At 34.8% G+C, this 13,835-nt stretch carries 10 protein-coding genes; 2 read left to right on the forward strand and 8 right to left on the reverse strand.

What is annotated here, in order from left to right:
- Positions 1-2 precede the first annotated feature (2 nt).
- Positions 3-1,331 (reverse strand): OmpA family protein, encoded by a 1,329-nt coding sequence (locus UMM65_RS01830; protein WP_321974751.1) that lies wholly within the window; start codon positions 1,329-1,331, stop codon positions 3-5.
- A 139-nt stretch (positions 1,332-1,470) separates the two neighbouring features.
- Positions 1,471-2,073 carry a ribonuclease HII gene (locus UMM65_RS01835; protein ID WP_321974752.1) on the reverse strand — a complete coding sequence of 201 codons (603 nt, stop codon included), beginning with the start codon at positions 2,071-2,073 and terminating at the stop codon, positions 1,471-1,473.
- Positions 2,074-2,428: 355 nt separating this feature from the next.
- On the opposite strand from UMM65_RS01835, the gene UMM65_RS01840 reads away from it, so the two are divergent.
- Positions 2,429-4,399 (forward strand): putative porin, encoded by a 1,971-nt coding sequence (locus UMM65_RS01840; protein WP_321974753.1) that lies wholly within the window; start codon positions 2,429-2,431, stop codon positions 4,397-4,399.
- Between the two features lie 80 nt (positions 4,400-4,479).
- Here UMM65_RS01840 and nhaC read toward each other — a convergent pair whose 3' ends face one another.
- Entirely contained in the window at positions 4,480-5,976 is a 1,497-nt protein-coding gene (nhaC, locus tag UMM65_RS01845) for a Na+/H+ antiporter NhaC (protein ID WP_321974754.1), read from the reverse strand.
- Positions 5,977-6,120: 144 nt separating this feature from the next.
- On the opposite strand from nhaC, the gene UMM65_RS01850 reads away from it, so the two are divergent.
- Entirely contained in the window at positions 6,121-6,699 is a 579-nt protein-coding gene (locus UMM65_RS01850) for a DinB family protein (protein ID WP_321974755.1), read from the forward strand.
- 271 nt (positions 6,700-6,970) lie between these two features.
- Here the strand turns inward: UMM65_RS01850 and UMM65_RS01855 are convergent, their stop codons facing one another.
- The 5 genes from UMM65_RS01855 to UMM65_RS01875 all read right to left on the reverse strand — a co-directional run bounded on the left by UMM65_RS01855 (position 6,971) and on the right by UMM65_RS01875 (position 13,739).
- Complete coding sequence (locus tag UMM65_RS01855) at positions 6,971-7,399, reverse strand: DUF6526 family protein (protein ID WP_321974756.1); 429 nt, start codon at positions 7,397-7,399, stop codon at positions 6,971-6,973.
- 66 nt (positions 7,400-7,465) lie between these two features.
- Positions 7,466-8,557 carry an acyltransferase family protein gene (locus tag UMM65_RS01860; RefSeq protein ID WP_321974757.1) on the reverse strand — a complete coding sequence of 364 codons (1,092 nt, stop codon included), beginning with the start codon at positions 8,555-8,557 and terminating at the stop codon, positions 7,466-7,468.
- A 107-nt stretch (positions 8,558-8,664) separates the two neighbouring features.
- Positions 8,665-9,981, reverse strand: a complete 1,317-nt coding sequence (locus UMM65_RS01865; RefSeq protein ID WP_321974758.1) for a sugar MFS transporter — start codon at positions 9,979-9,981, stop codon at positions 8,665-8,667.
- A 206-nt stretch (positions 9,982-10,187) separates the two neighbouring features.
- On the reverse strand, positions 10,188-11,348 hold the full coding sequence (locus UMM65_RS01870) for an alpha-hydroxy acid oxidase (protein WP_321974760.1): 1,161 nt from the start codon (positions 11,346-11,348) through the stop codon (positions 10,188-10,190).
- A gap of 12 nt (positions 11,349-11,360) precedes the next feature.
- Positions 11,361-13,739 (reverse strand): alpha-L-fucosidase, encoded by a 2,379-nt coding sequence (locus UMM65_RS01875; protein WP_321974761.1) that lies wholly within the window; start codon positions 13,737-13,739, stop codon positions 11,361-11,363.
- Positions 13,740-13,835 lie beyond the last annotated feature (96 nt).

The following is a 13,835-nucleotide window of genomic DNA, read 5'->3' on the forward strand; positions in this document are numbered from 1 at the left end:
AACTACATTTTTATAAATTCAACTCTTCTGTTTTGGGCTTTACCATCGGGTGTATTATTATCACCAACAGGTACACTTTCGCCTTTACCCTCGGTTTGTAATCTACTGGCATCAATATTATAAACTGAAATTAGAGCATTTTTTACCGCATCAGCTCGTTTTTTGGAAAGCGTTTTATTAGCTTCGTCACTACCATCGGCATCTGTATGACCAATAATATTTAATTTCATATCGCTCTCTTGTAATAATACTTGAGAAATTTGTCGGATTATTCCATACGATTGAGGTTTTATATTGGCGGAGCCTGAATCAAATAAAATACCATTGGTAGAAACCTTACCTTCCTCTATGAGTTTTCTTCGTAAATCAACCCCTCCTTCTGCTACTTTAACATTTCTTATAAATACGCGTTCTTTGCCATCTTTAAAATTATTCAAATTGAATTTTAAGGCACTTAAAACATTTCCTTGAGGAATCATTCTAGGTACATCAACATATTTTTCTTCGTTTACCCATAATCTATAACGCTGTTTATTAACCGCAATTGAAATATGTGGTTGATTCAATATCTCATCTCTAATATCTACCTGAATATCTGTATTTATATCTCCTCCACTTCTATTAACATAGTTTTTAACTCGTATTGGAAATGCTCCATACTGACCAAAAGGAATAGTCGCATGTACATAGTTATAACCATGATCGAATTTATTATCATCACTCAAGGATATTGTTAACCTTGCAGTAGAAGATGTTTTATTATCTATTCCGTCAGCTAGTATGTCAAACTCAATAGTGTATGATTCAGGCAACTTAGGCACATCAGGTATATAATAAATATTGTAACCAGAAATAAGTTCTAACCATTTATCGGACGAGTCATTTATAGTAACCAATTCTCCACTTCCGTTAGTATTCCATTTTGATGGAAAATCGCCTATATAATCTTTAGAAAAATCATCAAAAAATAACAAGTTATCTCCAGGCACAAAATCAAATTTACTGTAAACTTCCATTGATTTTGATCCATTGTCGCTTTCTGAAGTTTGACTTGGATTGGTAGGACTATCATTAGGTACTTTAGTGGTTGGCGATTGTGTTTGTCCGCCATTTGTTGGGCTTTTGCCTTTTTTACCAGGTTCCAAAATACTGTCTAAAACTTCGTCCGTTTTCTTTTCGGTTTCTTGTTCAACCCTACGTTCTACAGTACGTTCGGCGGCTTTTTGTGCCTTTTTACCTAATTTTTTTAGTATTTGAGCTTCTATGCTTTGCGGCAAAAAAAGAAAACCAAAAACAAATACGCTCAACAATATTTTAATTGAAATTTTCATGTCTTTATATTTTAAAAATGTGTTTTTAAGTAAATCAGTAGCGTTTAATACGTAATGAACGCTATGGAGAGCCTAACAAAATTAGTAAAAGAATACGGTCAAGTCAAGTTATACATTAAAAAAGGGGAAAAATCCCCTTTTAAAATTTCAACTTTAATTGCTCAGGTAACAATTTAAAAGATTTTCTATGATGCTCCGTAACACCGAATTCTTCAATTGCCAACCTGTGCTGTTTGGTAGGATAGCCTTTGTTCTGTTTCCAATTATAGTGCGGAAAATCATGGTGTATTTTTTCCATATATTCATCACGGTAGGTTTTTGCCAATATGGATGCTGCTGCAATACTCATATATTTGCTATCGCCTTTTACAATGGTTGCGTGCTGAATCTTTTTATAAGGTTTAAATTTGTTACCATCAATAATAATAAATTCAGGCTCGGTTTTGAGTTGCGAAATAGCTTGGTGCATTGCTAAAATAGAACTTTGTAAAATATTGATTTCATCGATTTTGCCTTGCCAAACAAAACTGACTGAAAAGGTTAAGGCATTCTTCTCAATAAAAGGTCTTAATTCAATTCGTTGTTTTTCAGAGAGCTGCTTTGAATCGTTTAATAACGGAAGCTCAAATTTTTCGGGCAAAATCACTGCCGCGGCCACCACTGGGCCAGATAAGCAACCTCTGCCCGCTTCGTCCGTGCCTGCTTCTAATTTGAATCCTGAAAAGTTGAGTTGTAAGGACATAGATTGAATGTATTATTGTGAATTTTTTGCAACGAATTCACGAATAATTACAGAAATAATTTAAAAAAATGACTCTAATAACCGAACTCTGCTCAGTTAAATTAGTGAAATTGACATGTAATTAAAGCAATATATTCAAAATTTCAATTCGCGAATTCGTGGCAGTTTTTTTAATCCAGTAGTTCTCAATGAGTACCAAAAATAGTTCTAATTGTTAAAATCAATGCGAAATTTTATCAAAAATCAAAAAAAATCATTCTGGTTCACTCTATTATTCTGGCATTTAACAAAATTTTTAAAAGATTCCCGTTTTTACGGAAATAAAAACTTTTACCTTTGTCGCAATTGTTAGCCTATGCACAAATTTGTTTTTTTAATTTTTATCTTGTTTTTTAGTGGTCTGGTATTTGCTCAAATTACCCCTGAAGAACGGGATTTTAACCGTGGTTTTGAAGAGACGGGAAGAGATACTATTGATGATAGAATGATCGATGTTCAGTTGAGCGGTAAAACACATTATACAGATTATAAAATAATTTCTTATAAAGGTGATACTACTTATGTCGATACCACTTTAACTATCAATAAAGACTACAAATTCAATTATTTACGTAAAGACAATTTTGAACTGATACCCTTTCATAACCAAGGGCAAACTTTTAACAGTTTAGGTTATGATTTCTCAGAAGTTTCGTTATTTCCAGCAATGGGAAATAGAGCCATGCACTTTAATTACTATGAAGTAGAAGATATCAATTATTACAAAGTGCCTACACCAACTTCCGAATTGGCATACAGAACTGGTTTGCAGCAAGGTCAATTTTTGGATGCTCTGTTAACTTTTAATACTTCTGAACGCCAAAACATTTCTATTGCTTACAAAGGTTTGCGTTCATTGGGCAAGTACAGAAGTTCATTAAGCAGCCACGGAAATATGCGTTTTACGTACAGTTATCAAACTAAAAATGATGCTTACAATATTAAAACTCACATTACGGCACAAGATTTATTTAATGATCAAAACGGCGGTTTGCCCGAATTGTCTTTAGGCTATTTTGAGACCAAAGACCCAAATTTTAGCGATAGGGGCAGAATTGAAACGAACTTTTCAGATGCTTCGAACTCATTGAGAGGAAATAGATATTTTTTAGCACACGATTATAAAATATGGCATCGCATTGATACTGCTAAAACTAAAGAAAGTTACTTAAAAGTAGGACATATTTTTAATTATGAACGCAAACACTATTACTATGAGCAAGATGCCGCAAATGATATGTTTGGTGATGCTTTTGACACGAGTATAAGAGATAAATTAAATTATATTACCTTGAAAAATGATGCCTTTGTGGCATTAAAATCGCCCTTGGTATTAGGTGAAGTTAAATTCAAAGCCACTCAATTTAACTATAATTATAATTATAACAGTGCCGTGTATTTTGGCGATTTTTTAATTCCCTCCACCATTAAAGACAACTCCATTTCAGTTGGTGGATCTTGGAAAACAAATTTTAAGAAATTCAATATAGATGTAGAAACGGCCACTACTGTAACTGGAAAACTTATTGGAAATTATTTTAAAGGCTCCGCAAGTTTTAAGCAGGACAGTCTTTTTACTTTTAAAGGTACTTTACTGACCAATAGTAAATCGCCCAACTTAAACTTTGAGCTAAATCAGAGTAATTACATTAATTACAATTGGTCTAACTCCTTAAAAAATGAACGTACTAGAACACTGTTGTTCGATTTAAAATCGGATCGGATTTTAAATGCTTCCGCACAGATTACACAGATTGATAATTATACTTACTTTACGGATATTTCAACTACAGAATCTACAGATATTAAGCCTTTTCAATTTGATAAAACCATAAATTATCTAAAATTAAAAGTTTCTAAAGAGTTGAGGTTGGGCAAATTTACCTTGGACAACACCATCATGTACCAAAAGGTGGCACAGGGCAGTTCTGTTTTTAATGTACCTGAATTGGTGACCAGGAACACATTGTATTTCGCAGATCATTTGTTTAAAGGAGACCCTTTATATCTTCAAACTGGAGTTACTTTAAAATATTTTACGGCTTATAATATGAATAGTTACAGTCCTGTTTTATCAGAGTTTTACGTACAAAACGGAGAAAAAATAGGTGGATATCCCATGTTGGATTTCTTTATAAATGCCCAAGTACAACGTACACGGTTATACTTAAAATTTGAACATTTTAACTCAAGTTTTGGTAAAACCGCAGATTATTATTCAGCCCCTACTTATCCTTATCGGGATTTTGTAATACGTTTTGGGTTGGTTTGGAATTTCTTTATTTAGAAGCCCCTCCCAAGAAGCCCCTCCCAAGATTTGCAAGGGCAAATCTTGACCTCCCCTCAGGGGAGGTATCCTTGATAGGATCAATCCTTTGCAAAGTTTTCCTTCCCTCTCAACATCCTTATCTTAATATTTAAAGCAGCAAATAATAAAGTAGTAAAAGGGCTTAAATAATTGAAAAAAGCAAATCCCATATAAGAAAAAGTATCTACACCCAACACACCTGCCTGATAAGCACCACAAGTATTCCATGGAATTAAAACCGAGGTTACAGTACCTGAATCTTCTAAAGTTCTACTTAAATTTTCAGGAGCTAATCCTTTATCTTCATAGGCTTTTTTAAACATTTTACCTGGAATAACAATGGCTAAATATTGGTCGGATGCCACGATATTCAATCCTAAACAACTTACCACAGTACTTGCAAACAATCCAAAAACAGAAGACGCTAAACTTAACAAGGCTTTTGTAATTCTAGCTAAAGCCCCAATAGCATCCATAACACCACCAAAAACCATTGCACAAATTATTAAAAATATGGTCCAAAGCATTCCTTTCATACCTCCAGCACTAAATAGCTCATTGAGCTTTTCATTTTCAGTAACTATTTCCGTATCAATAAAAATAGCATTGATTATTGATTGAAAACTACTGCCCGATAAACTTTTTAAAATATTCGACTGAAATATAAATGCAAAAACCGCCGCCAATAGCACACCTATTGTTAGAGCCACAAGCGGTTTTGTTTTCATCAAAATTAATACGATTACAACCAACGGAACAATAAATAAATAAGGGGAAATATGAAATGTTGTATTAATAGTATTTAATAAACTACTTACATCCGCACTTCCGCTCGTATCCGTAGTTGCACTTAAAATACTAAAAATTATTAAGGTTATTATAATTGTAGGCACTGTTGTAAATGCCATATACTTTATATGCGTAAATAAATCGGTACCTGCCATTGCTGGGGCAAGATTCGTGGTGTCGCTCAAAGGCGACATTTTATCGCCAAAATAAGCACCGGAAATTACGGCACCGGCTATCATTCCCGATGGAATTCCCAATGCGGCACCAATACCGACCAAGGCGATTCCTACAGTTGCAGAAGTTGTCCATGAACTACCTGTCGCAATTGAAATTACTGCGGCAATTATTACAGAAGCTGGTAAAAATATAGCTGGACTCAGCAATTGCAATCCGTAATATACCATTGCCGGAATTACACCGCTCACCAACCATGTTCCTGCCAAGGCACCAACTAAAAATAAAATTATTATAGGAATAAAAACGCTTTTCCAATTTTCCCAAATTTCAGCAACCATTCTACTTAATGAAACTTTATTGTAAAATCCAACAATAGCGGCGATGCCACCACCCATTAATAAAATAAACTGATTGGAATACTCCCCTAACCATTCACCTCCGGCATAAAAAATATTATACGCTAACAACCCCATTAAAATGATAACTGGAATCAAAGCTTCCCAAATATTGAGTTCTTTATTATCTATAATTTTCTGATGTGACTCCTCAGAAGTGATGTCAATTTTGGAAATATTCTTTTTATCTTCCATTAGGTTGGTTTTATACTGTAATGATACAAAAAATCCTAAAGATTATAAAAATGCATTATAAATTCTAATTATTAGGTCAAATACGCTCAATACCAGTAAATTAAAAATTATTATTACCTTTATTGCAAACTAAACTATTTTATCATGAAAAAATTTATTATTTATTTTACCCTCGGACTACTCGTTATGAGTACTATTGCTTTTATGAAAGTTGAAAGCAAAACAACTAAAACTGCCGACGTAGAGGCGTATCTAACAACATTAAATGGTTCAAAAACCTACACATTGCAAATAGCGGAAGCAATGCCTTCTGATAAGTACGACTTTCGACCCACCGATTCGGTTCGGAGTTTTGGCGAACAAATGGCCCATATTGCCATGTCTTCAAAATTTTTAGTGGATATGTTTGTAAAAGGAGAGCCCATGCCGAGCCAAGAAGATTTTGCCGCTGCCGCTAAAATGGAAAAGGAAATGGGAGCTTCTAAAGAAGCTTGTATCAAAGCACTTACAGAAGCTTATGATTTGATTGCTGCTACTTATGAAAACATGAGTGACGATCAATTGGCAGAAACATTTGTTGTGGCTTTTGACCCCAAACAACCATCGTTCCCAAAAGAAAAAGCGTTTCAATTTATTAGTGAGCATAATGCCCACCATCGTGGACAAGCTTTGGTAGCTTTGAGGATGCAAGGTATTAAATCGCCAGATTACAAATTGTATTAAAAATTTATTGATTATCCGTTATTAGCAATAATATTGTGTACGTCATGCTGAACCTGTCTGCCGCCAGGCAGGCTCGTTTACTCATGCGTTTTTTATTGTTTTTTAATTAAATTCATGAATCTTCGATTTCAGCATCTCATAACTACTTAAAATTCAGATATTTATTTGATGCGACCCTGAAACAAGTTCAGGGTGACGAACCGATTATGTCACATTATGGATAATCAAAAAAAATTAAAAACGGTTTGAATTTAAACGTTCAAGCCGTTTTTTATACCCTGTAATAATCGCCTCTCCAGTTTTTAATTGATTTTTTAATCGCCTTTTCTGATAATTTTTCAGTAATGGCTTTTTTGGCCAGATCAGGAAATTCTTCATCAGATGCAAAACGTAATCCTATGATTTGACGCATGGTCAAATTCATATCTAATGGTTTTCCTGTAAGCAAATAATGCCTAAAATTTTCTTCAGCCTTAATAGCTCTATCTTGAGCTCTTAATGAAAATACCCTTGCGTAAAATGCGGTCAACATTATTAATATGGCTCCAAAAACGAGTAATGAAGCATTGTATAAGTTTTCCTCGTAAGATTTTACAAGATTAACAATGGTTCCTATAACTAAAATAGCCGAGCCTAATAATGTAAAAAAGTGATACAAGGGAACAAAACGAGGGTGATTTTTATAATTTTGGGTATTCATAATATTGGAGTTAAGATTAATTGAATGGGTATAAGTTAGGCATTATATTTTTACTAATGGACAAACTCAAACCTTGATAAAAATCTTTTTCTTGTACATTACGTAACCCAATAATAAATAAAATGCAATAACGGTCAAAGCATAGGTAAGCGAGGCCAGTTTATCGACGGAAATCCAACTGGTATAAAATGTTTCGTATAACCAAGAATGTATATTATAGTTCTCATCTATTTTTGTAAGATAGAATGATTTTGCTATAAAACCAGAAAGAAAAAATATGGTAATGGCATTCATGCCCACATATTTAAAAATTCTTCCTACTTTGACTTTTTTAACATCTGTAATAAAATAAACAATAGCTAAAATTACGGTTGCCCACCCACTTGTTACCAAAACAAAACTACTGCTCCATATAGCTTTGTTTAACGGAAACCAATTGCTCCAGCCGTAACCTAAAACCAATAACAACAAACCGATAATTAATAAGCTTCTTGTTTTTCTAAATTCTCTGGAAGCCAAAACTCGACCTATTAAAATTCCAGAAATGCAAGTAGCGATAGCGGGTAATGTACTTAACAAACCTTCTGGGTCATAATCATCTTTCCACATGTGATTTCCTAACACTTTTAAATCAATATAATTTGCCCAGTTGTTAGGTGCTCTATTAAAAGTTGGTTGAGTTCCGTCGGGTAATGGAACAAATCCTAAAAACAACCAATAACCGATTAAAATGGTAACACCAATACCTAGAAGTTGTTTCCAATTAAAATTAAGAAATAGAATTGCAGAAATAAAGAACACGACACCGATACGTTGTAATACACCAGGAAACCTTAAGGTTTCAAAATCTTTAAAGAAAGGCCAATAAGGCAAAAACCAACCCAAAAATAATCCCAATCCAATCAGTTTTAAACTTCTGATGGTTATCTTTTTATAGGTTGACCCAGTATTAGCTTTATTTTTATAGGCATAAGAAATTGAAATGCCCACAATAAATAAAAAGAATGGAAAAATCAGATCTGTTGGTGTTAGCCCGTGCCAATCTGCATGTAATAAAGGTGCATAAACACTACCCCAACTACCGGGATTGTTAACCAAAATCATAGCGACTATGGTTAAACCCCTGAGTATATCAACAGACTCTACTCTGTTTTTCATTTTAGAATCTTATTTAAATAGGGAACATACCCCTAAGAACTTCGCTAGGTGGCTTTGAAACATAACATATTTTGTATCTAACTAATCCTAAAGGGACAATCCTAGTTTTATTTCTTTTTCAGCCCTAACTTATGTCCCCAAATAGCATAATATAAAATGATTGCATAACATGGTAGTAAAATCCAATAACTACTATTGGCTGCAGTTGACATTGCTTCTGCTTCTGTTACACCACTTGCAATCAATTCATGCTTTCCTGAATCAACCAATCTACCATATAATGGTGGAATAATTGCACCCCCAGAAATTGCCATTATTAGTAATGCCGATGCGGTCTTAGTAAATTTCCCTAATCCCTTAAGCGTTAAGGGCCATACTGCCGGCCACACTAAGGCATTTGCAAAACCTAGAGCAGCTATAAATACTACAGAAGTAAAGCCAGACGTTGATAATATACAGATAGAAAAAATGATTCCCAATACAGCACTTATTCTTAATGCTAAACTCTGACTTAGATATTTTGGTATTAAAAATACACCTATAGCATACGCCACGACCATGGCCATCAGTGTATAAGAAGTAAAAAACTTAGCCTCTTCGCCTGGAAAACCTAATGAAATACCATAGGCAATAATGGTGTCACCAGCAATAACTTCTGCTCCTACATAAACAAATAATGTTAGTACCCCCAACCACAAATGTGGAAATTGTAAAATACTGGTTTTAGCTGTTTCGCCTTCTTTCAATTCTTCTTCAGCCTCTTCTTCAACATGAGGAAGTGGGGCTTTTAAAATTAATATACCTAAAACGAATAGTACAGCTGCCATTGCAATATAGGGTGTTACCACACTATCTGCCATAGTCTGTAACAACTGTGATTTTTCTTCGTCTGAAACCACTTGCACCTTCTCTTTTACTTCATCAATACCAGACAACAGCAATGCCCCAAAAATTAAAGACCCTAGTGCTCCAGCCACTTTATTAGCAATACCCATTATTGCAATTCTTTTAGCACCGCTTTCGATAGGTCCTAAAATTGTAATATAAGGATTTGCGGCGGTTTGTAATAAAGTCATACCTGTGCCTTGAATAAAAATACCTGTTAAAAAGACCCAATAAGTCCTTGCTTCCGCTGCTGGTATAAACACTAATGCACCAATAGCCATTATAATCAAACCAATGGACATCCCTTTTCTGTATCCTACCTTCTTAAGCACATAAGATGCGGGTAGAGCCATTACCACAAAGGAAATATAAGAGGCTGATGCTACCCAATATGATTGTGCTTCCGTTAGCTCATTGATGGTTTTCATAAAGGGAATTAACGCTCCGTTAATCCAGGTTACAAATCCGAAAATAAAGAACAGTCCAGCAATAATTGCTATAGGTATAAGATTATTGTTGCTTTTGTTAGTAGTTGACATAAGTTTATTTTATTAAGGTTGTTTTTAAAAAAGACGGTAATGTACTAAATATATTTATTAATAAATATAATTTTCTACAATTGACAATTTAGCTTCGTTGAACAATACATTATAGGCTACAAAAAGTTATTTGACCTCACCCAGAACTGTTAAAAAACAGTTCTGACCTCTCCCAAGGTGAGGTAAAAAATACATCGGGATAATATTCAGATCAAGTGATTAGGGAAATCTTTAACATTTTCGCAGCAAACTTGTTCCATAACTTGTTGCAATTCTGTTTTTAGCAACGAAATTGTATGATTTCCTCCTTTTGATCCTAAGGCCGCAACGCCATACATAAAAGAACGCCCCATAAAAGTAAATTTTGCACCGCTTGCCATAGTTCTGGCAATATCTGGTCCTGAACGAATACCACTATCCATCATTACGGTAACTTTATCACCGTATTTTTCAGCGATACGAGCCAAAGGTTTTATGGTTGATTCGCCTGCATCCAATTGTCTTCCTCCATGGTTAGAAACTATAATACCGTCCAATCCTAATCGTAACGCTTTTTCAGCATCCGCTTCATTGGCTACTCCTTTTAAGACCAACTTCCCTTTCCACATATCGCGAATCGGTTTTATTTTTTCTTCATTCAATCTACCTGAAAAAGTTTCGTCCATAAATTTTCCCAACTGGGTCAAATCTAAATTTTTGGGCATATATGGTCTTAGCACTTCAAAATTAGGTTGTCCGTGTCGCAATGTTTCCATTGCCCATCTTGGTTTTCCCAATACTTGCACTATGTTTTTGATTGACATCTTTGGAGGCATTGCTAGTCCGTTTCTAATATCTCTAGGTCTGAATCCGAAAGTTGGGACATCACAAAGAATAACAAGTACCGGACACCCGGCAACCTCGGCACGTTTTAGAATATCGTCTCTTAACCTGTTTTTAGTAGGATGATACAATTGAAACCAAGCATTACCTTCCGTAATTTCGGCAATCCGTTCTATACTTGACGTGGTAACTGTACTTAATACAAACGGAATATTATGTTCAAAAGCGGCCTTTGCCAGAATTTCAGGAGCATTTGGCCACATTAGACCTTGTAATCCAACAGGAGCAATACCAAAGGGAGCATCATAAACATGACCGAACAGTTCTGTTTTCATACTAGAACCTTTATGCTTGCTCAAATAATAAGGCAACAACTCTACTTGACGGATTTCATCTGTATTTTTATGCAAATTAACATCTTCGTTGCAACCACCGTCTAGATATTCAAAAGCAAATTTTGGAATACGCTTTTTTGCCTTATTCCTTAAATCATCTATGGAGGGATAATTCGAGTTAAATTTAATTTCTTTTTTATTCTCACTCATGTTTTCATGGAATTATTCTACCGCATAAACGCTAAAGTTCTTAATTTTTGGTTTTTTGTCAGATGCTAGTATTCGCATACGGATTCGACTTGCATTTATATTATCAAATTTCTCAATCCTTTTATGTCCAACACTTTCTCCTTTCGAGATTATAGACCATTTTCCATTAACCCTAGCCTCCAATTGATATTTTCTAATCCGTTCACCAAATTTAATATTTTCTTGAATTATAATATGATTTATTGTTGTAGGTTCTTTGAGTTTTAATTCAATGGTATGGCCGTCACCCGAAGTTGTGGCAATTGGTTTTGAAAACCGTCTTTTTATTTCATCGCCCCATTCTTTTAAGCGTCTCACATCCGGTTTTGGCAACAAACCATCAGGATTTGGTGTAAGACCCATAATCAGAGTGGAATTACGCCCAACGGACTTATAATACATTTCCATTAAATTTTCGAGTGGAAAAATATGCTCTTCATCGTCAGGTTCCCAAAACCATTCGTGCCTTCCATTATAACCTCGTAGAGGTGCATCAGCCATTGCAGGTACCCAATATTCACCATTTTTATCGCCTTGTTTTAATAACTTATAATCATTCTCATAAATATGCTTTTGAGCAGTTTCGCCAGCACCCGTAGAGCGGTATGGAAAAGTGGACCAATTAGGATAACCAACAGTACCCGATTCTGACCCTCCCCAACGTGCTTCGGCCAATTGTCCGTTATGATAAAAAAGACAATTTGGTTGATGCTTTCTCACAATTGGCAACACCTCTGGTGCTCCATTTTTGGGGTGGTCAGCACCACCATCAAACCAAATTTCGAACAATTCGCCATAATTGGTGCAAATTTCCTTGACCATGCCCTCAACCATTTGGTTGTACCATTTTTGTCGATGTTCCCTAAATTCACCTTCTCCATTAACTTTAAAATCATGTACACCCATAAAAGAGTTCCACCTAATACCTAAATAAATTCCAGGCTTGATTCCATATTTTCTACAAGAAGCGACAAAGTCCGCAACCACATCACCTTTACCATCTTTCCATTTTAAAGCCTTTACGCTATAGGGATTTACATCAGATTGAAACAATGCAAAACCGGTTTCATGGGTGGCAGTAAGGATTGCGAATGTAGCACCTGCCTCTTTGGCTGCCTTTACCCATTGGTCGGTATCCAATTTTTCGGGATTAAATATTTGATAATCATCAATTGGATCTATACGATTGTTACCTTGGCCATACTTTTTCCCGTCAAAAACATGTAAATCGTAATGAAAAACGACACCCAATTCCGCTTCTTGCCAAGCCAGTTGACGCTTGTTTGGTATTGGATATTCCTTTTTTTCAATAGGTATAAAAACCGAATACGATTCATCATCTTTTTTTACGGAGACCATTAACAAAATCGGATTGCCATTTTCATGATAAATAAAAGGGCGTTCCATTCTATCTGGCTTTAACAAAGTACCATCCGTTTTCTCTATTTCTTTTATTTTTAAGACATATTCAGTAGCCTTTTCCCAATCCAATCCATTTTCAGAAGTGACCAAACCTATAAAATTATGGGCATGAAAAACTCCATAAAAACGTTCCCTATTTTTATCGTACCAAACAGACATGTCTTCAGTGTCTAAGTAGTCTATTACAGGTTTATCTTGAATGATAAAACTACCATCAGGTCTTTCTGATACCGCTACGGCTTGATTCCTAATAAATCTCGTATCATTGGGTTTATCACCCTTTACAATTAAATAATAGTTACCGTCTTTATCTTGGTCAATCGCAGGGTTTACAGTTAAAGTAGTTATTGGGCCATTAGGTTCAATTAAGGGTTTATCTTGTTTAGTCCAAGACCCATTTAAAGTATTTGAAACGGCAACTCCTGTACGTTGGTTGGGTCTTAAAATTTTCCAATTTGTATGGCTATAGCCTGTTTTGGCCGTCTCAATCAAGTCTTTTTCAGAATATTTTTTTTCTCCTAGATTTGTACTTATATAATATAAGTAGTACTTCCCTTCAAAATACTTAATCTTTGGATTATGAGCCGTCATCGCATCCCAATAACCTTTACCTCTTCCTGTTAAAACGGTTTCTTTATATTTCCAAGGCCCCGTTGGCTTTTTGGCTGTTGCATGAGCAATTTCAGAATGCGTTAACCAACCTAAAAATCCATATTCTTTTTTCCATCGTGAATAAAACAGATGGTACTTCCCTTTTGTGTCTTTTATGATTGAGCCTCCCCAATTGTAGTAATTGGGAGTATTAAAAATATTTTCTTCTGAAACAGGTTGAAAATTATCATATAGATATAAATCATCTTCTTTTTGTTGGGCAATAGACACAAATAAAAAAAGTTGAAAAAAAAGGGTTAGGGAGATTTTAGAGGTCATTATTTTTAATAATTTATTTAATCAAATCAAACTTTATCTTTTCTGCAAAAATATCATTTCTAAAGCCCCTCCTTTTGAAAGAGAGGATTTTTCAAT

The organism is Aureibaculum koreense (assembly GCF_034296135.1).
GTDB lineage: Bacteria > Bacteroidota > Bacteroidia > Flavobacteriales > Flavobacteriaceae > Aureibaculum.

Coding starts and splice junctions, on each gene's coding strand:
- UMM65_RS01830 (WP_321974751.1), bottom strand. CDS start 1,331: ATGAAAATTTCAATTAAAATATTGTTGAGCGTATTTGTTTTTGGTTTT.
- UMM65_RS01875 (WP_321974761.1), bottom strand. CDS start 13,739: ATGACCTCTAAAATCTCCCTAACCCTTTTTTTTCAACTTTTTTTATTT.
- UMM65_RS01865 (WP_321974758.1), bottom strand. CDS start 9,981: ATGTCAACTACTAACAAAAGCAACAATAATCTTATACCTATAGCAATT.
- UMM65_RS01870 (WP_321974760.1), bottom strand. CDS start 11,348: ATGAGTGAGAATAAAAAAGAAATTAAATTTAACTCGAATTATCCCTCC.
- UMM65_RS01840 (WP_321974753.1), top strand. CDS start 2,429: ATGCACAAATTTGTTTTTTTAATTTTTATCTTGTTTTTTAGTGGTCTG.
- UMM65_RS01850 (WP_321974755.1), top strand. CDS start 6,121: ATGAAAAAATTTATTATTTATTTTACCCTCGGACTACTCGTTATGAGT.
- UMM65_RS01860 (WP_321974757.1), bottom strand. CDS start 8,557: ATGAAAAACAGAGTAGAGTCTGTTGATATACTCAGGGGTTTAACCATA.
- UMM65_RS01835 (WP_321974752.1), bottom strand. CDS start 2,073: ATGTCCTTACAACTCAACTTTTCAGGATTCAAATTAGAAGCAGGCACG.
- UMM65_RS01855 (WP_321974756.1), bottom strand. CDS start 7,399: ATGAATACCCAAAATTATAAAAATCACCCTCGTTTTGTTCCCTTGTAT.
- nhaC (WP_321974754.1), bottom strand. CDS start 5,976: ATGGAAGATAAAAAGAATATTTCCAAAATTGACATCACTTCTGAGGAG.